Source organism: Streptomyces luteolus (assembly GCF_029968015.1).
Classification (GTDB): domain Bacteria; phylum Actinomycetota; class Actinomycetes; order Streptomycetales; family Streptomycetaceae; genus Streptomyces; species Streptomyces luteolus.
In genome coordinates this window covers 264,448-283,766 of record NZ_JASCIS010000004.1, presented here as the reverse complement: position 1 = coordinate 283,766, position 19,319 = coordinate 264,448, and the positions used below count along the sequence as shown (strand labels likewise).

Below are 19,319 nucleotides of genomic sequence, written 5' to 3'. Positions count from 1 at the left end.
GGGAAGGGGCGGGTAGGGGAACCAGCCCGCCGCAGGCGCCCACCCACCCGCACCGAACCCACAACACCGACACCGACACCCACGAAGGGCACCCCATGAGATCCCGCACCCTCACAGCCACCGCGACCGCCACCCTCGCTCTCACCCTCTCCGCCTGCGGTTCCGGAGACGCCAAGGACTCGACCGGCGACAGCAGCGGCAAGACCCACACCGTCAAAACCGCCATGGGCAACGTGAAGGTGCCGGACGCCCCGAAGCGGGTCGTCGTGCTCGACACCGCCGAGCTGGACTCCGCGATCACCCTCGGCGTGAAGCCGGTCGGCGCCACCCACGCCGACGTCGAGTCGGGCTTCCTCAACTACCTGCCGAAGGACGAGGTCAAGGGCATCAAGGACGTCGGCGCGATGATGACGCCGAACGTCGAGGCCATCGCCGAGCTGAAGCCCGACCTGATCCTCACCAGCAAGATCCGGCACGAGAAGCTCTACCCGCAGCTCAGCGAGATCGCCCCGACCGTCATGACGGAGAACACCGGCTATCCCTGGAAGGAGAACTTCCAGGTGCACGCCGACGCGCTCGGCAAGAAGGACGAGGCGAAGAAGGTCGTAGCGGAGTACGAGCAGCACGCCTCCGACGTGACGAAGGCCCTCGGCGGCGACGCGGAGGCCGAGGCCACCGAGGTCAACGTGGTCCGCTTCGTCGAGGGCGCCGACATCCGCATCTACGGCAAGCAGAACTACATCGCGACGATCCTGAAGGACGTCGGCCTGGGCCGCCCCGCCGTCGCGGACAAGGCCAAGGACGGCTTCTCGTACGACGTGAGCCCCGAGAGGATCGACGCCGCCGACGCCGACGTCATCTTCCACTCGACCTACGGCGACCCGAAGAAGGCCAAGGAGACCCGGACGACGGGCGGCTCCCTGTGGAAGGGCATGAAGGCCGTCAAGGACGACAAGGTCTTCGCGGTCGACGACCAGCTGTGGATCCAGGGCATCGGCTACACCGCCGCGAACAAGATCCTCGACGAGCTGCAAGCCGACCTCACCAAGTAGCCGTCCCCGTAAGGGAGTTGCTACTCCGGCCGTTGCCTCTGCGACCTCCACACCAGGAACAGTGCCGAGGCGACGGCCGCGAGGCGCACCACCCACGGCCAGGTCTGCGCGAGGGCGTCCACTGTCGCGCCCTGCGGCACGGCCTCGCCCCAGCGCCGGTCGAACCGCCCCCACAGCCACACCACTCCCGCCGCCGCGGCGAACCCCGGGATGCCAAGGACCGCGAACTTGGCCTCGCGCTGGGTGAGGCGGCGCGAGGTGTACGCGACGGCCCAACCGACGCCGAGCGCGATCCAGTTGCCGAGCACGGCGCCGACGAGGAGCGACGCGGCGGCGAGCAGCAGCAGCGGGTTGCTGAGGCTCGGCGTACCGCGGGCGGCTCGGGCGCGCCGCAGGAACGGCAGCCGGCGACGCCCGCTCCTCGGCTGGTCCTCGGCGTCCTCGGAGTCCTCCTCGTCGCCGCTCTCCTGCTCCGCGTCCCCGTCCGCGCTGTCCGCGTCCTGCTTGCCCCCCTTGCCCCCCTTGTCTTCCTTCTCGGAGCGCGGCGGCCGCAGTATCTCGGGGATCTCCACGCCGCCCACGAACCCCGGTACGGAGTCGGAGAAGCCTTGCGGGCCGTTCTCGATGCGCCACCAGTCGGGTGTGGAACCGCTCGGTCCCATCTCGTCCTCGCCCGCCAGATGCGGCGGCGTACTGACCGTCGGCGGTGGTTCGGCGGGCGGCGCGGGGTCCTTCGTCAGGCGCGAGCGGAGCGTGTTGCGGCGCCGGGGCGCGCGCTCCCGCTGCTCGTCGTCGGCGCGCTGCTCGTCAGCACGCTGCTCGTCGGCACGCTGCTCGGGCACGAACAGGGAGGGCTTCTTCGGTTCCGGCGCACGCGCGGATTCCGATACCGGCTCGGACGCGGACGCGGGCTCGGGCTCGGGCTCGGGCTCGGGCGCGGGCGCGGGCGCGGGCGCGGGCTCGGACGCGGGCGCGCGCTTCGCCGGTACGTCGCCGGAGCCGCCCTCGGCGTCCTGGTCCCGCGACGAACCCGCCGCCCTGCTCACGACCTCCTCCGGCGTGCCGAGGCGGTCCAGGATGCGGCGGACTCCGGCCGGGCTGTCGCCGGGGGTCTTGCCGCCGGAGACGGTGGCGCGGCGGCGGTCGATCTCGGCGCGCAGATCGGCGACCAGGCGCATCCGGGTCTTCGACGGCAACTGACGCTGCTGGGCGAGGTCGCCGACCCTGCTCAGGTAGTCGAAGACGAGCTGGTCGCTCTCGATCGCCACGAGATCCCCCTGCGTACTGGGCTTTGTCCCTTCCGGTAAGTCCCTTCCGGGGCGCGCGCGTTGTGGTGCCAGGCCACCCGACCGTACCGCGCGGGGCACCGCTGTGTCGGTCGCACCTACTACCGTGTGAAGGATGACGACCCAGAGCACGGCAGGCGCAGCGGCTCCCCGCACGCTCGCCGAAGAGCTGCGGCAGCGCGACGACGCGTCGCTCGCCACCCTGCTGCGAGCCCGCCCCGACCTGCTGTCCCCCGTGCCGAACGACCTGACGCAGCTGGCCACGCGCGCGGGCACGCGCGCGTCGGTGGTGCGCGCGCTCGGCCGGCTCGACACGTTCGCGCTGCAGGCCGCCGAGGCTCTGGCGGTCGCCCCGGAGCCCGCCACGTACGAGACGCTGCGCGCCCTGCTCACCGGGGACGACGGGGACGAGCTGGTGGACCGCACGCTGCCCGGCACGGCCGGGACGCTGCGCGACCAGGCCCTGGTGTGGGGCGGGGACGAGCGGCTCCGCCTGGTGCGCACGGCCCGCGAGCTGCTCGCGCCGTCGCCGCAGCACCCGTCGCCGACGGGGCTCGGGCCGACGGTCGCCGAGGCCACGTCGGGCATGTCGCCGGGCCGCCTGCAGCAGCTCCTGGAGGCGGCGGGCCTGACGTCGACGCACGACCCGGTGTCGGCGGTCTCGGCCCTGACGGGCCTCTTCACTGACCGTACGCGGATGTCCGCCCTGCTCGATGAGGCCCCGGTCGACGCCCTGGACGTCCTCGGCCGGCTCACCTGGGGCCCGCCGTACGGACAGGTCACGGCGGAGCCTGCGGCACATCTGCGCTGGCTCCTCGACCGCGGCCTGCTCGTGCCGACCGCGCCCGGCACGGTCGTGCTGCCCCGCGAGGTCGCCCTGCACCTGCGCGGCGGCCGCGCGCACCGCACGACGCACCCGCTGCCGCCCGAGGTCGCGGCGGCGGCGGAGCACCGGCCGCGGGTGGTGGACTCGACGGCGGCCGGGCAGGCGCTGGCGGCGGTCGCGACGGTCGAGGAGCTGCTGAAGGAGTGGCACGAGGGCGGGCCCGCGGTGCTGCGCGCGGGCGGCCTGAGCGTGCGCGACCTGAAGCGCACGGCGGCCGGGCTTGACGCCCCGGAGCCGACGGCCGCGTTCTGGGTCGAACTCGCCTACGCCGCAGGCCTGTTGGCGTCGGACGGCGGCTTCGAGGGCGCCGCGTCCGGGTACGGCGGCGGGTACACCGAGGACGCGTCCGCCCGCCGCACGGGCGAGGAGCGGTACGCGGCGACGCCCGCGTACGACGACTGGCTGGAGCTCCCCGCCGCGGAGCGCTGGGCCCGCCTCGCCGTCGCCTGGCTGTCGGCGACGCGCACGCCGGGCCTGGTCGGCGGCCGCGACGGCAAGGACCGGGTGCTCTCGGCGCTCGGCCCGCACCTGGACCGCTCGGCGGCGCCCGAGGTGCGGCGCCATGTGCTCGACCTGCTCGCCGAGCTGCCGGAGGGCGCCGCGGCCGCCCCGGAGTCGGTCCTGGCCCGGCTGCGCTGGGAGCGCCCGCTGCGGACCGGCGCGGCCTCGGACCCGGGCGGCGACGACCTGCGCACCCGCCTGGCCCGCTGGACGCTCGACGAGGCGGAGCTCCTGGGCGTGACGGGCCGCGGGGCACTGTCGGCGACGGGGCGGGCACTGCTTTCGGACACCCTCGGCCTGCCGCCGCACGGCAGGGACACCGACCTGGAGAAGAGCCTCGCCGACCTCCTCTCCCCCCTCCTCCCCGAACCCCTCGACCACGTCCTCCTCCAGGCCGACCTGACGGCCGTCGCTCCCGGCCCCCTGGAGCGGCCGCTCGCGGAGACCCTCGGCGTACTCGCGGACGTGGAGTCGAAGGGCGGGGCGACGGTCTACCGCTTCACGCCCGGCTCGGTCCGCCGCGCCCTGGACGCGGGGCGCACGGCCACGGACCTGCACACGTTCCTGGAGACCCACTCGCGTACGCCGGTGCCGCAGCCGCTCTCGTATCTGATCGACGATGTGGCGCGCAGGCACGGCCACTTGAGGATCGGCGCGGCCTCGGCGTACGTCCGCTGCGACGACGACTCGGTACTCGGCGAGATCCTCGCCGACAAGCGTGCCGCCGCCCTGCGCCTGCGCCGCCTCGCGCCGACGGTCCTGGCCGCGCAGGCCGACCCGGCGGCGCTGCTCGACGGCCTGCGGTCGATGGGTTTCGCCCCGTCCGCCGAGACACCGGAGGGTGACGTCCTGATCGCCCGCGCCCACGCCCACCGCACCCCGCCCCGCACGGCGCCCGCCCCGGTGCCGGAGGGCCCGCCGCTGCCGGACGACACGCTGCTCGGCGCCGCGGTCCGCGCGATCCGCGCCGGTGACATGGCGTCGACGGCCCCGAAGCGCCAGGCCCCGGCCGCCGCCGCCCGCCCGGCCCCCGACGGACTCCCCCGCACCACATCGGCCGAGACCCTCGCCACGATGCAGGCCGCGGTGATGACGGGCGAAGCTCTGTGGATCGGCTACGTCAACGCGGAGGGCACGGCCAGCCAGCGCGTCATCGCCCCGGTCCGCGTGGAGGGCGGCTTCGTCACGGCCTACGACCACACGGCGGACGAGGTCCGCACGTATCCGCTGCATCGGGTGACGGGGGTGGCGGAGCTGGGGGAGGACTGAGGGGCCGGGGCGCGCCCCCTCACTTCACCTCGACCCCACCAACCCCCTCGATGACGTCATCGACCAGCCCTTCATCACACAGGGCAACGGACCAATTCGCCCCGACCACAAGCCCTTTGGGCGTGCGCCCACCGCTGACCTTCGCCCACACGCCCTCGTCCCGCGCCCTGTCGTTCTCGTATACGGCGAGGTCGGCACACCACTCCCGGCGTTCCTCACCACCCTTGCCGGTGGAGCACTTCAGGAACTGCCAGGAGAACGCCGGATCATCGTCCCCCTCCCCATCCACGCAGCCGACGGCGGCATCCACCCGCTCGGCCAACGCGGTCAGGGACTTGTAGGCGGGCTTGTCGGGGAACTCCGGCAGCTCGTCCTTGTACGGGGGTTCTTCCTCCGGCTTCCCGGTCTCCTCAAACGGTTCGAGGACCACGCCCTTCAGGGCCTTGGCGACACGAGGGGCGAACTCTGGTTCGAAGAAGCGGATGTACCAGTTACCCCCGGCCACGAGCGTGTGCGGATTCGGAGGTTCGCGATTGGCCTTGACCGCGCTGCCCATCTCCGCACGCTTGGACACCGTGATGCTCAGCTCGTACGGACCTCCGTCGACGTGAGTGACACACCGCGCGGAGGCCCCGTTCGGTGAGCGCCCCTGCACCGGGCAGTCGATCCCTTTCTCCGCCAGCGCGTCGACCACGGCATCGGGATCTGCGAACACCGGCTCGGTCGGGACATTCTTCGGCAACGGCGCCGGCGGCGTCGGCCCGTACGTGTCTCCGCAACCAGCCACGACGAACAGACACAGGCTCAGCCCCAACCCAGCACCCGCTTTGCGCAGCACCCGACTACCTCCCGGGCGGAGTCGGCGCAGGCCCCGGGCTCGGCGACGGCGTACCGGGCTCCGGCCTGCCCGCACCCGTCCCCCCGGATGGCCCTTCGGTCTCGTAGATCGGATCCAGGGACACATTGTGCCCAGCTGGGGTCTGGCTCTCGATCTGATCCACCGCTTGCTGCCGCTCCGCATCGCTCAGCTGCTCCCAACGTCCTCCACGAAGTGGTCGAATTCACCGGCCCGCACGCCCAGTACGAAGGCGTCCCACTTCTTGCGGGTCGTTGTGACGACGGTTGCGGGATCCGAGGTCTCGCGCAGGTACACCAAGTCGCCCTCCCCGAAGGCAATCTCGATCCAGGGGCCGGGGTCTTCGGGGGATGTCTCGGGGCTGGCTGGGTTCGTCCTGAGCGCGCGGAGGAGGTGCGCGAAAACGGTGGGGGTCGTGGCTATTTCCGTGCCGGGATCATCGCTCTCGCGGAGGCGCACGGCTTCGTAAGCAGAGGCCACTTCTACGCAGGTGTTGCCTTCGCCGCCCTCCGAGAAGGAGGACTTCTGCCAGCGCAGAGCCTCGCTCATGTCGATGCCTCACAGTTCCTTGGTCAGCAGGTGAATGAAGTCCCGCGACTGGGCGGGGGCGAGTGACGCCTTCTCCACCTTACGGAAGAGCGTTCGAAAGCGGTCCAGCTGGGACTCGGCATCGAGGAACGCTGTGCCGTGAGGGGAATCCCGCAGCACTGTGTCGAGGCGGGGCAACGTGCCGCCCACATACATCATCGCGCTGCTTGCTCCAGCGAAATGGTCCGTGTCAAAGGGGATTACGCGGACGGAGGCACGCTGATCTCCGATCTGCTCCAACATCGCGCGGAGTTGGGCCCGCTGGACTTCGCGGCTGCCGACGCGCATGCGCAGCGCTGCCTCGTGGACAATCGTCTCGTACGACTTCGGGCTCGCGCCCGTGATGACGGATCGTCGGCGCATACGGTGCTCCACGCGGGGCACGATCTCGCTCTCAGGCAGCTCAGGAACCATGTACCCGAACACGGCTCGGGCGTAGTCGGGCGTCTGCAGTAGGCCAGGGATGTGCGTGATGACGACTTCACGCAGGAACGCCGCATGGTGCTCCAACTCGGCCACATCGAGGAACACGGGCGGCAGGACGCCTCGGAACTCCTCCCACCATCCCTGCGTCCGGATCGTCATGGCCGCGAGCGCGTCGATCAATTCAACGTTCCCGCACGCGTAGTGCGTTGCCAGGCGCCGGATCCGTTCCTCGCTCACGCCCGCCAGGCCTGCCTCCACCTGGCTCATCTGTGCCGACGTCGAGCTGAGCAGACCGGCCACCTCGCGCGCCTTCAGTCCCGCCGCCTCGCGCAGCCTCCGCAGCTCGGCACCCAGTCGTGCCTGGCGGGCCGTGGGTTGGCTCCTCACCGGCATGGCCCCTCCCGTCCCAAGTCCTCTGATATCCCTGCTCGTTCGGGGACAGATTACGACAACGGCTTGCGCTGACAAAAATTTATGCCCTACCGTCAGTGACGTCACAAAGACGCTGCGCCACCGGCCTCCCGGAAGCGCACCGCCCCGCCATGCCATGCCGGAGCGACAGAGCCACCACCCTCCGCCACAGCGCAGCGCGCGTCTCGACTCCCATACTGACCAACGGAGTTCAGCCATGCCCGAAGAGCCCCGGAAAAGCCGGGAACCCTGGGAATACGTCCTCCACATCCCGCACGACCCGCGCGCCGTCCCCGTCGCCCGGCGCACGCTCAGACTCATCCTTGCCGCCCACGAGCTGGCCGCCCACTCCGATCCCGCCGAGCTGCTCGCGACGGAGCTGGTCTCCAACGCCGTTCGGCATACGAAAGGGCCCGCCGCGCTGCGGATCCGATGGGCCAACGGACTGTTACGGGTCGGCGCCTGGGACGCGGACCCGACGCCGCCGACCCCACAAACCCACGTCGCCCCCGACGCCGAACAGGGGCGCGGCCTCGACCTGATCCGCGCCTGCGCCGACGGCTGGGGCTGGCAGCCATACGTGACGTGTGGCGAGACCGGCAAGCACGTGTGGTGCGAGCTCGGAACGGCGGTGGCGTAGCGCATGGTGAGTTCGTCGCACGAAGCGATGCACCGGTTCTTCGAGAAGGACACGGTGGCGCTGATCCGCAACTTCGAGCGCCTGTTCCGTATTTCGTTCCCCGAGCCGCGCGACATCGCCGTCCTCAACACGGATCTCACCGAGATCGAGCCGGTCGAGCGCCGGGTGGACAGCCTGGTGCGGGTGGACACGGACGAAGGGGACTTCCTGCTCGTCCTTGAGGCGCAGGGCAAGAAGGACGAGCGGAAACGCGGGAGTTGGGCGTACTACCTCTCGTATCTGCACGAGAAGTACCAGTGCCAGCCGGTGCTCATCGTCCTGTCGCAGAGCAGGTCCACCGCCCGCTGGGCCGCCCGGCCGATCCGGTTCGGATTGCCCGGCTGGGCCTCCGTGACCGTACGGCCGCTCGTCCTCGGACCGGACAACGTGCCGGTGATCACAAGCGAGGAGCAGGCGGCCCAAGACCCGTCACTCGCGGCCCTTTCCGCGATTACGCATGGTAAAGGGCGGGGTGCCGCTGCGATACTGAAGGCGGTCGCGGCAGGCCTGGAACGAGTGGATCCCGAGAGCGCGGCCGTACTGGCGATGCTCGTCGAAGCAGGCCTGGCGGATGCCGAGGCCAGGAAGGTGTGGAGAGAGATCATGTCGACGATGCACTACTTCTTCCGGCACCCCGTCGCCGAAAAGGTACGGGAGGAGGGGCGCGAGGAAGGCCGCGAGGAAGGGCGCGAGGAAGGGCGCCTCGAAGACCGTGCCGAGATGACGCTCCAGATCCTCGAATGGCGCGGCCTCACCGTGCCGGATGTCGTACGCGACCGGGTGCTGGCCTGCGCCGACTCCGCGCAGCTCACCGTCTGGGCGGAGCGCGCGGTCCACGTGGCCGATGCCGCCGACATCTTCCTGCCCTCCCCCGCCTGACCGGTCGGCGTGGGCCTCCCCGGGTGAGGCCCACGCCACACCGCCCTCCCCGCTGATGCGGCACACTGGACGTTTGGCCTCTCTCGTACGGACGGGCCTGCCGTAGACCGGAAAGGGTGCGCGCGTGAACGGTCCCCTCATCGTCCAGTCGGACAAGACCCTCCTGCTCGAGGTCGATCACGAGCTGGCCGACGCCTGTCGTCGGGCCATCGCGCCGTTCGCCGAGCTGGAGCGGGCGCCCGAGCACATCCACACGTACCGCCTGACGCCGCTCGGGCTGTGGAACGCGCGCGCGGCCGGGCACGATGCGGAGCAGGTCGTCGACGCGCTCGTCGAGTACAGCCGGTACCCGGTGCCGCACGCGCTGCTCGTCGACATCGCCGAGACGATGGACCGGTACGGACGCCTCACCCTCAGCAAGCACCCCGCACACGGACTGGTCCTGACCAGCACCGACCGGCCGGTCCTGGAGGAGATCCTGCGGTCGAAGCGGATCACTCCGCTCGTCGGCGCGCGCATCGACCCGGACACCGTCGTCGTGCACCCCTCCGAGCGCGGCCAGATCAAGCAGACGCTGCTGAAGCTGGGCTGGCCGGCCGAGGACCTCGCCGGGTACGTGGACGGCGAGGCGCACACCATCGACCTCGCCGAGGACGGCTGGGCGCTGCGCCCCTACCAGAAGCAGGCCGTGGAGAACTTCTGGCACGGCGGGTCCGGAGTGGTCGTACTCCCTTGTGGTGCCGGTAAGACGCTCGTCGGCGCGGGGGCCATGGCGCAGGCCAGGGCGACCACGCTGATCCTCGTCACGAACACCGTCTCCGCCCGGCAGTGGAAGCACGAGTTGGTGAAGCGGACCAGCCTCACCGAGGAGGAGATCGGCGAGTACTCCGGTACGAAGAAGGAGATCCGGCCGGTCACCATCGCCACGTACCAGGTCCTGACAACGAAGCGGAAGGGTGTCTACCCGCACCTGGAGCTGTTCGACTCGCGCGACTGGGGCCTGATCGTCTACGACGAGGTGCATCTGCTGCCCGCGCCCGTCTTCAAGTTCACCGCCGACCTCCAGGCCCGGCGGCGGCTCGGCCTCACCGCGACCCTGGTGCGGGAGGACGGGCGGGAGTCCGACGTCTTCTCGCTGATCGGCCCGAAGCGGTTCGACGCTCCGTGGAAGGAGATCGAGGCGCAGGGGTACATCGCGCCCGCCGACTGCGTGGAGGTGCGGGTCAACCTCACGGAATCGGAGCGGCTCGCGTACGCCACCGCCGAGACCGAGGAGAAGTACCGCTTCTGCGCCACCACCGCCACGAAGCGGAAGGTGACGGAGGCGCTGGTGCGCAAGCACCAGGGTGAGCAGACCCTCGTCATCGGGCAGTACATCGACCAGCTCGACGAGCTCGGCGAGCACCTCGACGCCCCCGTCATCAAGGGCGAGACCACGAACGCGGTACGCGAGAAGCTGTTCGACCAGTTCCGGGAGGGCGAGATCTCCGTCCTCGTCGTGTCCAAGGTCGCGAACTTCTCCATCGACCTGCCCGAGGCGACCGTCGCGATCCAGGTGTCCGGCACGTTCGGCTCGCGCCAGGAGGAGGCGCAGCGGCTCGGCCGGGTCCTGCGGCCGAAGGCCGACGGTCACGAGGCCCGCTTCTACTCCGTCGTCGCCCGCGACACGATCGACCAGGACTTCGCGGCGCATCGGCAGCGGTTTCTGGCGGAGCAGGGGTATGCGTATCGGATCGCGGACGCGGATGATTTCTTGAGCGCGTAGGCGGCTTAGGTCGTCCGGTTGCTTTCCGTTGACTCGGTTGCCGTCGATCGCCCTTCGGGCTCGTCCTCAAACGCCGGACGGGCTGATTTTTCCGCCCGACGGGCTGCGGTCCGATCTTCCGGACGGGCTGAAACCGTCCGCTGTGCCGGCAACGTCACCCGGCGCCTCCGCGTCCGTACCGCCACGTACGCAAGGACCGCGAGCCCGAACACCGGGTACGGGGACGCGAGGGGCTGTTGCCACCACGGGTAGTGCAGGTCCAGGGCGCCGTCGTGGGGCAGGACCCAGTGGGTGCGGGCGGTGAAGACGGCCGCGACGAACGCCGCGAGGTAGAGGCGGCGTTCGGCGAGCAGCAGGGCGGCGAGCGGGACGCACCAGACCCAGTGGTGGGACCAGCTGATCGGCGAGATCAGCAGGGCCGTGAACGCGGCCGTGAGCAGGGCCCACTGCGGGTGCCCGGCGCGGTGGGCGCGGCGGGCGAGCCACAGGCCCAGCACGGCGACGGCCACGGTGGGCACCGCCCACAGCAGGCCCGGCTCCTCGGTGTGCAGGACGCGGGCGACGAGCCCCTGCAGGGACTGGTTGTCGACGATCCACGCCTTGCCGACGCGGCTCGTCTCGAACATCCGCCGGGTCCAGAAGTCGACGCTCGCGCCGGGCAGGACGAGTGCGCCGAGCAGCACCGTGCCGATGAACGAGGCGGTCGCGGTGACGGCCGTCCGGATGCGTCCGGTGATCAGCAGGTAGACGACGAAGAAGCCGGGCGTGAGCTTGATGCCGGCCGCGATGCCGAGCGCGAAGCCCTTGCCGACGGCGCCCTCGGGACGGCTGAGGTCCCACAGGACGAGGCAGGCGAGGGCGAGGTTGATCTGCCCGAACAGCAGGGTCTGGAAGGCCGGTTCGAGCCAGATGGCGACGGCGGTCGCGGCCAGCGGCAGCCAGGGGCGGGCCCGGACCCCGGCGAACCTGAACGACAGGTGCACGAGGAGCGCGAGGAGCGCGACGTTCCCGGCGATGAAGGCGACCTTGAGCAGCGGTATGGGCAGCCAGGTCGTCGGGACGAAGAGGATCGCGGCGAACGGCGGGTACGTCGCGGGGAGGTGCCACTCGGTGACCGTGAACCCGTAGAGGTCGGTGCCGCCGACGACGGCCGCGCCCTCCGCCCGGTACACCAGGGTGTCGGCCATCGGGATGCGCAGGGTCACGCAGAGCGCGGTGAGCGCCGCGAGGGAGACCAGCAGCAGCACGCCCGAGGCGATGACGCGGGGTGAGGACGGGGTCACAGTCCGGTGAATCACGGCGCGACCCTACCTGTCAGTTACGGCATCTTTACATCGGGGCGATCAACGGCACCGTACGGCCGGATGGCGGCGAGGTTCAAGAGCCGTATCGGACAGGCGAGTTCGGGGGTTCACCGTCTGTTCGGGGTTCACCGTCTGTGGGTGCCGGATTCCTGCCCGTACTCGCCGAGGACGGTGACGTGGAGCGTGGTGCTCGCGAAGACCTTGGCTGCGCGCAGGGCGTTGCCGACGGGGTGGCTGTGCCGGGTGCCGGTCGCGGCGGTGGCGCCCCGGACCGGGGGCCTGCCGGGTGCTGGGGTGACGGGTGCGCTGCTCATACCTCCATTGTCCGGCTTGGGGCGTTTACTCCGGCTAAGGGTTCGGCGGCTCACCCCCCGTTATCGGCGACTCTCCCCCGTTATCGGCGACTCTCCCCTGTTATCGGCGACTCTCCCCCGTCATCGGCGGCTCACCTCCCCCGTTAATGGTTCGCCCCGCCGGACGCCCTGACCTAAACTCGCCCTTTCCCCGCCTCCCTCGCGGAGAGCTGCTGCCCGGACGGAAACCGGTCGGCGTTCCTCACGTACGCATCTGCTCCGCCGGAGGCCGAACCCGTGACCCTTACGTCCGCACCTGGAGACCCGCTCGCGCACGAGCGCGACCATCTGACCGCGTCCCGTGCCGCCCTGCGCGCGATGCGGGCCGACGTCGAGGCGCTCGACATCGCCGACGTGACCGCGAACTGGGTCAACGCGGCCGTCCTGCAAGGCCAGATCGACGAAAGGATCAAGGCGCTCGCCGACCTCGCGCACACCCCGCTGTTCTTCGGCCGGCTCGACTTCCTGCACACGGTGGGCGCCGAGTCCGCCGAGGGCGGCGAGGGGTCGAGCTTCTACATCGGGCGGCGGCACGTGCACGACGCCGACGGGGACCCGATGGTGATCGACTGGCGTGCGCCGGTCTCGCAGCCGTTCTACCGGGCTTCGAAGAAAGACCCGCTGGACGTGGCGCTGCGCCGCCGCTTCGGCTACACGGGCGGGGAGCTGACCGCGTACGAGGACGAGCACCTCTCCGATCCGGCGGAGGCATCGCAGGTCAGCGCGTTGCTGCAGCGGGAGATCGAGCGGCCGCGCGTCGGCCCGATGCGGGACATCGTCGCGACGATCCAGCCCGAGCAGGACGAGATCGTACGCAGCGGCCTCGGCGGCACGGTCTGTGTGCAGGGCGGGCCCGGCACCGGTAAGACGGCGGTGGGCCTGCACCGGGTCGCGTATCTGCTGTACGCGCACCGCGAGCGGCTCGCCCGCACCGGCACCCTCGTGATCGGCCCGAACGACTCCTTCCTGCACTACATCGAGCAAGTGCTGCCCGCGCTCGGCGAGTTGGAGGTCAAGCAGGCCACGGTCGGCGATCTCGTCGCGCACGTGGAGGTGCGGGGCGCGGACGATCCCCGGGCCGCGCTCGTGAAGGGCGACGCGCGGATGGCGCGGGTGCTGCGGCGGGCGGTGCGCTCGCACGTCAGCATGCCGACGGAAGCGCTGATGGTGGTGCGGGGTTCGCGGCGCTGGCGCGTGCCGGCGTACGAACTGGAGGAGATCGTCCGGGAGTTGCTGGACCGCGACATCCGCTACGGCGCCGCCCGGGACGCGCTGCCGCAGCGCATCGCGCACTCCGTGCTCGTACGGATGGAGCAGGCGGGTGAGGCGCCGGACGACCGGGTGCAGGACGCGGTGGCGCGGAACGCGGCGGTGAAGGCGGCCGTGAAGGCGGTGTGGCCGCCGGTGGACCCGGCGAAGCTGGTCCACCGGCTGCTCTCGGACGCCGAGTTCCTGGCCGAGCACGCGGACGGGTTGCTCGACGCGGACGAGCAGAAGGCCGTTCTGTGGGCGAAGCCCGCGCGCTCGGTGCGGTCCGCGAAGTGGTCGGCGGCGGACGCGGTGCTGATCGACGAGGCGCACGACCTGGTGGCGCGCACGCATTCGCTCGGCCATGTGGTGCTCGACGAGGCGCAGGACCTGTCCCCCATGCAGTACCGCGCGGTGGGCCGCCGCTGTACGACGGGTTCGGCGACGGTCCTCGGCGACCTGGCACAGGGCACCACGCCCTGGGCGACGCGGAGTTGGGCCGAGGCGCTCGCGCATCTCGGCAAGGGCGACGCGGTGGTGGAGGAGCTGACGGCGGGCTTCCGCGTGCCGCGCGAGGTGATCGCGTACGCCTCGCGGCTCCTTCCGGACATCGCACCGGGGCTCACGGCGGTGGAGTCGGTACGGGAGGCGCCGGGGTCGCTCGTGGTGCGGCGGGTGGCGGACGATCTGGCGGGGGCGGTCGTCCAGGCCTGCGTGGAGTCGCTCGCGCACGAGGGCTCGATCGGCCTGATCGCGGCGGACGCGCGGATCCCGGTACTGGCGGAGGCCCTGGACGCGGCCGGGGTCCCGTATCTCGACCCCGGTGCGGAGACCACGTGGGATGCCCGCCTCACCCTGGTCCCGGCGTCGCTCGCGAAGGGTCTTGAGTACGACTACGTGGTCCTGGACGAGCCGTCCGCGGTGGTGGACGGGGAGCCCGACGAGCGCACGGGCCTGCGCCGGCTGTACGTGGCGCTGACCCGTGCGGTGTCGGGGCTCGTGGTGGTCCACGGGGCGGAACTGCCGGGGCAGTTGGCCGCGTAGGCCCGCTGCGCCCGGTGTCCTGCTCTGGTGTCCTGCTCTGGTGTCCTGCTCCGGTGTCCTGCTCCGGTGTCCTGCTCCGGTGTCCTGCTCCGGTGTCCTACTTCCGCCAGAACAGGTGGTGGGTGACGCCGCTCGGGCTGGGCACGACCTCATGGTGGTACCGGTCGAGGAGCTCGTCCGGGGACTCCCAGAGGCGGACGCCGGAGCCGAGCTTGTGGGGCCAGACCGTCACGTGCAGGGTGTCGATGAGTCCGGCGTCGAGGAACAGCCGGATGGTGCTTGCCCCGCCGCCGAGCCGGACGTCCTTGCCGTCGGCGGCCGCCTTCGCCTTCTCCAGTACGACCTCCGGCTCGTCGTCCACGAAGTGGAACGTGGTGTCGGAGAGCGTGAACGACGGGCGCAGGTGGTGGGTCAGCACGAACACCGGGGTGTGGAACGGCGGCTCGTCGCCCCACCAGCCCTTCCAGTCCTCGTTCTCCCAGGGGCCGCGCTGGGGGCCGAACTTGTTGCGGCCCATGATCTCGGCGCCGATGTTGTGGGCGAAGTCCCGCGTGAAGTAGTCGTCGAGGCCGCGGGTGCCGCCGTTGTCTGTCCGGTTCGGCCAGCTCGCCGTGGCACCGGCCCAGGAGAGCATCGTCCCCGGGTCGGCGTGCCCGAACGGCTGCTCCAGACTCTGGTTTTCGCCGGCGCCGTAGCCGTCGCTGGAGACGGTGAAGTTCTGGACCTTGAGGAGCTGTTCCACTTGTTTCGCCCTCCGCGGGGGTCGGTGGTGGCCGTTGTGACAGTAGTGACTGTCGACGGTCCCAGAACTAATCTCTCCCCGCCCCGCCCCTTCCCGGCTGTGTCCGATATGCGGCTGGCGCCGCGTGGCTGCCGTCGGCACGGGGGCCAGCCCCCGGACCCCCGCTCCTCAAACGCCGGAGGGGCTGATTTTTCAGCCCGGTAGGGGAGAAAGCCGCCCTAGCCGTCCACCACCGCCCGCCACAACGCGACCGCCTCCGCCGAGACCCCCGCCCCCCACCCCTCCGGCCGCGCCGCGCCACCGATGTGGAAGGCGTCGATCCCCGCCGCCCGCAGCTGCGGTACGTGGTCGAGCTCAAGACCTCCGCCGACGAGGATCTGCTGCCGGTACCCGGGCTCCCCGACCCGCCCCGCCTCCGCGAGAAGCACCGGAAGCCCGTCGGCCACACCCCGCGCCGACCCCGCGGTCAGATACGTGTCGAGCCCCGGCAGGTCCGCGAGCTGCTTGCGCAGGGCGTCCCGGTCGGCGGCCCGGTCGATGGCCCGGTGGAACGTCCACCGCGCCCCGTCCAGCGCCCCCACGACCTCCTCGACAGCCCCGAGATCGGGCCCGCCCGTCTCGTCGAGGAAGCCGAGCACGAACTCGTCCGCCCCCTCCGCCCGCAGCGCCCGCGCGTCCCGCACCAGCGCGGCCACGCCCTCGGCGCCGCCCGCGGCGAAGCCGTCCGAGGCGCGCAGCATGACGCGCAGCGAGATGTCGACGGCGGCGCGGATCTCGGCGAAGTCGGCGAGGCCCGGCGTGAGGCCGTCCGCCGCCATGTCCGTGACCAGCTCAAGGCGGTCCGCACCACCGGCCTGGGCGGCGACCGCGTCCCGGGCGTCGAGCGCGATCACCTCCAGGACTGCACGCTTGCTCATGGGGCCTCGTTTCCTCACGCTACGGATCTCGCTACAGATCCCGCTACAGGTCTAGTCCAATCTTAATGGCTGTGCCCGCCATCCGTCCCGCCCTCCGTCCCATGGTCGCCGCCGTCACCGGTCGGCGCACCCGCCCCGTCCGTCCGCACGGTGAAGTCCGCCGTACGCACCTTCCCGTCGTGCTTGAAGTCCAGGAACAGCCGGTACGTCCCCTCGTGGCCGCCGCTCTCCTCGTGAGCGCCGCGCTCCTCTGGCCGTGCTCCTGGCCGCGTTGTTCATGACTCGCTCCCTGCGTCGTCCCTGGTTTCCAAGCGGAGGAGAAGTCTTGCGTCGCACACCCCCTGGGGGTATACATTGGAACCGTTCGCATATACCCCCCAGGGGTACTCTCAGAAGGGCGGCAGCCATGACCACCACGACCACCACCCCTACGGAGGCAGAACTCGCCATCGGCGGCATGACCTGCGCCTCCTGTGCCGCGCGGATCGAGAAGAAGCTGAACCGCATGCCCGGTGTCGAGGCGACCGTCAACTACGCCACCGAGAAGGCGAAGGTCAGCTACGGGGGCGGTGTCGCGGTCACCGACCTGATCGCCACCGTCGAGGCCACCGGATACACCGCCCGGGAACCCGAGCCCGTACGGACCGACGAACCCCCCGAGTCGGCTGAGGGCGACGAACTCCGGCCGCTGCGGCAGCGGTTGACCACCTCCGTCCTCCTCGCCGTCCCCGTGATCGCGATGGCGATGGTCCCGGCCCTCCAGATCGAGTACTGGCAGTGGCTGTCCCTGACGCTCGCGGCGCCCGTCGTGACGTACGCGGCCTGGCCCTTGCACAAGGCGGCCTGGACCAACGCCCGGCACGGCGCCGCCACCATGGACACGCTGATCTCAGTCGGTACGTCGGCGGCGTTCCTGTGGTCGCTGTGGGCCCTGTTCTTCGGTACGGCCGGGACGCCCGGCATGACGCACCCCTTCGAGCTGACCATCGCCCGCAGCGACGGCGCCGGGAACATCTACCTGGAGGCCGCGGCCGGAGTCACCGCGTTCATCCTCGCGGGCCGGTACTTCGAGGCCCGCTCCAAGCGGAAGGCGGGCGCGGCCCTCAAGGCGCTGCTCGAACTCGGCGCGAAGGAGGTCACGGTCGTACGGGAGGGGCGCGAACTCCTCGTCCCCGTCGGGGAATTGAAGGTCGGCGACCACTTCCTTGTCCGCCCCGGCGAGAAGATCGCCACCGACGGAACCGTGGTCGAGGGCTCCTCCGCCGTGGACGCGTCCCTGCTGACCGGCGAGTCCGTACCCGTGGAGGTCGGCGTCGGGGACGCCGTGACGGGCGCGACGCTGAACGCCGGCGGCCGTCTCGTCGTCGCCGCGACCCGTGTCGGCGCCGACACGCAACTCGCCCGCATGGCCAAGCTGGTCGAGGACGCGCAGAACGGCAAGGCGGCGGCCCAGCGCCTCGCCGACCGGATCTCCGCCGTCTTCGTCCCGGTCGTCATCGCCCTCGCCGTCGCCACCCTCGGCTTCTGGCTGGGCAACGGCGCGGGCCTCACCGCCGCCTTCACCGCGGCCGTCGCCGTACTGATCATCGCCTGCCCCTGCGCCCTCGGGCTCGCCACACCCACCGCGCTCATGGTCGGTACGGGCCGCGGCGCCCAGCTCGGCATCCTCATCAAGGGCCCCGAGGTCCTGGAGTCCACCCGCCGCGTCGACACGATCGTCCTCGACAAGACCGGCACGGTCACGACGGGCCGGATGACGCTGCTCGCCACGCACACCGCGACCGGCGTCACGGAGGCCGAAGTGCTGCGCCTGGCGGGCGCGTTGGAGCACGCGTCCGAGCACCCGATCGCGCAGGCCGTGGCGGCGGGCGCGACCGCCCGCGTCGGCACACTCCCGGCCCCGGAGGACTTCGCGAACGTCGCGGGCCTCGGCGTCCAGGGCATCGTCGAGGGGCACGCGGTGCTCGTGGGCCGCGAGGCGCTCCTCGCCATGGGGGTCCCCCCTGTTCGAGCGGAGTCGAGAACTCGGGGGAGGGCGATCGAGCTGCCCGTCGAGCTGGCCCGCGCCAAGGCCGAGGCCGAGGCCTCCGGTCGTACGGCCATCGCGGTCGCCTGGGACGGCGAGGCGCGTGCGGTCCTTGAGGTCGCCGACGCGGTGAAGGAGACCAGCCCGGAGGCGATCCGCCGCCTGCGCGGGCTCGGCCTCACCCCGATCCTCCTGACCGGCGACAACCGTGCCGTCGCGGAGTCGGTGGCGGCGGAAGTGGGCGTGGACCGGGTCATCGCGGAGGTCCTCCCCCAGGACAAGGTCGACGTGGTCAAGAAGCTCCAGGCCGAAGGCCGGTCCGTGGCCATGGTCGGCGACGGCGTCAACGACGCGGCCGCCCTCGCCCAGGCCGACCTGGGCCTCGCGATGGGCACGGGCACGGACGCGGCGATCGAGGCGGGCGACCTGACGCTGGTACGCGGTGACCTGCGGTCGGCGGCGGACGCGATCCGCCTGTCCCGCCGCACCCTCGGCACGATCAAGTCCAACCTGTTCTGGGCGTTCGCGTACAACGTGGCAGCGCTGCCGCTCGCCGCGGCGGGCCTGCTCAACCCGATGATCGCGGGCGCGGCGATGGCCTTCTCGTCGGTGTTCGTCGTCGGCAACAGCTTGCGCCTGCGGCGGTTCAGGGCGGCGGCGTAAGGAACTCGCACCACACGACCTTGCCGGGGACCCTGGCCCCCACGCCCCACTTGTCGGCGAGGGCGGACACGAGCAGCAGCCCGTGCCCGCCCTCGTCGCGCGCCTCGCAGGGGATGTGCGGCTCGCCGTCGCCGCTGTCGTGCAGCTCGACGCGGAGTACGGACCCGTCGTACGCGAGCCGCACCAGGAACCCGCGCCCCGGCGGGACCCCGTGCAGCAGGGCGTTGGTGGCGAGTTCGCTGACGCAGAGCAGTACGTCGTCGGTTTGCGGGGCCAGCCCCCACTCCGCGAGGGCGTCCCTCGCGAACGCCCGCGCGGCGGGGACGGAGCGGCGCGTCCGGAGGAGGAACTTCTCGCGGAGTACGGGGAGTTGGATGACCTCATTCACGGGACGAGCGTCGCGGAGCGTGATTACGCTCTGACA

15 protein-coding genes and 2 pseudogenes are annotated in these 19,319 nt (G+C 71.4%); 7 read left to right on the top strand and 10 right to left on the bottom strand.

Annotated elements, in window-relative coordinates; genetic code table 11:
- Positions 1–95: 95 nt before the first annotated feature.
- Positions 96–1,052, top strand: a complete 957-nt coding sequence (locus QIT00_RS06010; RefSeq protein WP_282534044.1) for an ABC transporter substrate-binding protein — start codon at positions 96–98, stop codon at positions 1,050–1,052.
- Positions 1,053–1,072: 20 nt separating this feature from the next.
- Here QIT00_RS06010 and QIT00_RS06005 read toward each other — a convergent pair whose 3' ends face one another.
- Positions 1,073–2,320, bottom strand: coding sequence for a hypothetical protein (locus QIT00_RS06005; RefSeq protein WP_282534028.1), 1,248 nt, complete (start codon positions 2,318–2,320; stop codon positions 1,073–1,075).
- A 133-nt stretch (positions 2,321–2,453) separates the two neighbouring features.
- On the opposite strand from QIT00_RS06005, the gene QIT00_RS06000 reads away from it, so the two are divergent.
- On the top strand, positions 2,454–4,994 hold the full coding sequence (locus QIT00_RS06000) for a helicase C-terminal domain-containing protein (RefSeq protein WP_282534027.1): 2,541 nt from the start codon (positions 2,454–2,456) through the stop codon (positions 4,992–4,994).
- Positions 4,995–5,013: 19 nt separating this feature from the next.
- Here the strand turns inward: QIT00_RS06000 and QIT00_RS05995 are convergent, their stop codons facing one another.
- From QIT00_RS05995 to QIT00_RS05980, 4 genes and pseudogenes are all read right to left on the bottom strand, one after another.
- Positions 5,014–5,832 (bottom strand): hypothetical protein, encoded by an 819-nt coding sequence (locus tag QIT00_RS05995; protein WP_282534026.1) that lies wholly within the window; start codon positions 5,830–5,832, stop codon positions 5,014–5,016.
- 186 nt (positions 5,833–6,018) lie between these two features.
- Positions 6,019–6,201, bottom strand: a pseudogene (locus QIT00_RS05990) (DUF397 domain-containing protein); the annotation flags it as partial.
- Between the two features lie 36 nt (positions 6,202–6,237).
- Positions 6,238–6,399 (bottom strand): annotated as a pseudogene (locus QIT00_RS05985) (DUF397 domain-containing protein); the annotation flags it as partial.
- Between the two features lie 9 nt (positions 6,400–6,408).
- Entirely contained in the window at positions 6,409–7,257 is an 849-nt protein-coding gene (locus QIT00_RS05980) for a helix-turn-helix domain-containing protein (protein ID WP_282534025.1), read from the bottom strand.
- Between the two features lie 235 nt (positions 7,258–7,492).
- Here QIT00_RS05980 and QIT00_RS05975 point away from each other — a divergent pair, with 235 nt between their 5' ends.
- The 3 genes from QIT00_RS05975 to QIT00_RS05965 all read left to right on the top strand — a co-directional run bounded on the left by QIT00_RS05975 (position 7,493) and on the right by QIT00_RS05965 (position 10,598).
- Positions 7,493–7,915: an ATP-binding protein gene (locus tag QIT00_RS05975; RefSeq protein WP_282534024.1), complete on the top strand. Its 423-nt coding sequence runs from the start codon at positions 7,493–7,495 to the stop codon at positions 7,913–7,915.
- Positions 7,916–7,918: 3 nt separating this feature from the next.
- Entirely contained in the window at positions 7,919–8,833 is a 915-nt protein-coding gene (locus tag QIT00_RS05970) for a hypothetical protein (RefSeq protein ID WP_282534023.1), read from the top strand.
- A 124-nt stretch (positions 8,834–8,957) separates the two neighbouring features.
- On the top strand, positions 8,958–10,598 hold the full coding sequence (locus tag QIT00_RS05965; RefSeq protein WP_282534022.1) for a DNA repair helicase XPB: 1,641 nt from the start codon (positions 8,958–8,960) through the stop codon (positions 10,596–10,598).
- Positions 10,599–10,603: 5 nt separating this feature from the next.
- Here QIT00_RS05965 and QIT00_RS05960 read toward each other — a convergent pair whose 3' ends face one another.
- Both QIT00_RS05960 and QIT00_RS05955 read right to left on the bottom strand, forming a co-directional pair.
- Positions 10,604–11,896, bottom strand: coding sequence for a glycosyltransferase 87 family protein (locus QIT00_RS05960; protein ID WP_408909726.1), 1,293 nt, complete (start codon positions 11,894–11,896; stop codon positions 10,604–10,606).
- 131 nt (positions 11,897–12,027) lie between these two features.
- Complete coding sequence (locus QIT00_RS05955; protein WP_282534021.1) at positions 12,028–12,216, bottom strand: hypothetical protein; 189 nt, start codon at positions 12,214–12,216, stop codon at positions 12,028–12,030.
- Positions 12,217–12,492: 276 nt separating this feature from the next.
- On the opposite strand from QIT00_RS05955, the gene QIT00_RS05950 reads away from it, so the two are divergent.
- Positions 12,493–14,547 (top strand): HelD family protein, encoded by a 2,055-nt coding sequence (locus QIT00_RS05950; protein WP_282534020.1) that lies wholly within the window; start codon positions 12,493–12,495, stop codon positions 14,545–14,547.
- Positions 14,548–14,644: 97 nt separating this feature from the next.
- Here QIT00_RS05950 and QIT00_RS05945 read toward each other — a convergent pair whose 3' ends face one another.
- Both QIT00_RS05945 and QIT00_RS05940 read right to left on the bottom strand, forming a co-directional pair.
- The gene (locus QIT00_RS05945) at positions 14,645–15,289 is read right to left on the bottom strand and encodes a dihydrofolate reductase family protein (RefSeq protein WP_282534019.1); all 645 of its coding nucleotides are present in this window, start codon (positions 15,287–15,289) and stop codon (positions 14,645–14,647) included.
- Positions 15,290–15,507: 218 nt separating this feature from the next.
- Positions 15,508–16,206 (bottom strand): copper homeostasis protein CutC, encoded by a 699-nt coding sequence (locus QIT00_RS05940; RefSeq protein WP_282534018.1) that lies wholly within the window; start codon positions 16,204–16,206, stop codon positions 15,508–15,510.
- A gap of 406 nt (positions 16,207–16,612) precedes the next feature.
- Between QIT00_RS05940 and QIT00_RS05935 the strand changes: the two genes are divergently transcribed.
- On the top strand, positions 16,613–18,895 hold the full coding sequence (locus QIT00_RS05935) for a heavy metal translocating P-type ATPase (protein WP_282534017.1): 2,283 nt from the start codon (positions 16,613–16,615) through the stop codon (positions 18,893–18,895).
- Here the strand turns inward: QIT00_RS05935 and QIT00_RS05930 are convergent.
- A complete protein-coding gene (locus tag QIT00_RS05930; protein WP_282534016.1) occupies positions 18,879–19,283 on the bottom strand; it encodes an ATP-binding protein in 405 nt (134 codons plus the stop codon). The genes QIT00_RS05935 and QIT00_RS05930 overlap by 17 nt on opposite strands.
- Between the last annotated feature and the right edge of the window lie 36 nt (positions 19,284–19,319).

What these genes read in the sequence shown, in the direction of transcription:
- QIT00_RS06010 (WP_282534044.1), top strand. Translation starts at nt 96, where the DNA reads ATGAGATCCCGCACCCTCACAGCCACCGCGACCGCCACCCTCGCTCTC.
- QIT00_RS06000 (WP_282534027.1), top strand. Translation starts at nt 2,454, where the DNA reads ATGACGACCCAGAGCACGGCAGGCGCAGCGGCTCCCCGCACGCTCGCC.
- QIT00_RS05980 (WP_282534025.1), bottom strand. Translation starts at nt 7,257, where the DNA reads ATGCCGGTGAGGAGCCAACCCACGGCCCGCCAGGCACGACTGGGTGCC.
- QIT00_RS05975 (WP_282534024.1), top strand. Translation starts at nt 7,493, where the DNA reads ATGCCCGAAGAGCCCCGGAAAAGCCGGGAACCCTGGGAATACGTCCTC.
- QIT00_RS05970 (WP_282534023.1), top strand. Translation starts at nt 7,919, where the DNA reads ATGGTGAGTTCGTCGCACGAAGCGATGCACCGGTTCTTCGAGAAGGAC.
- QIT00_RS05955 (WP_282534021.1), bottom strand. Translation starts at nt 12,216, where the DNA reads ATGAGCAGCGCACCCGTCACCCCAGCACCCGGCAGGCCCCCGGTCCGG.
- QIT00_RS05940 (WP_282534018.1), bottom strand. Translation starts at nt 16,206, where the DNA reads ATGAGCAAGCGTGCAGTCCTGGAGGTGATCGCGCTCGACGCCCGGGAC.
- QIT00_RS05935 (WP_282534017.1), top strand. Translation starts at nt 16,613, where the DNA reads ATGACCACCACGACCACCACCCCTACGGAGGCAGAACTCGCCATCGGC.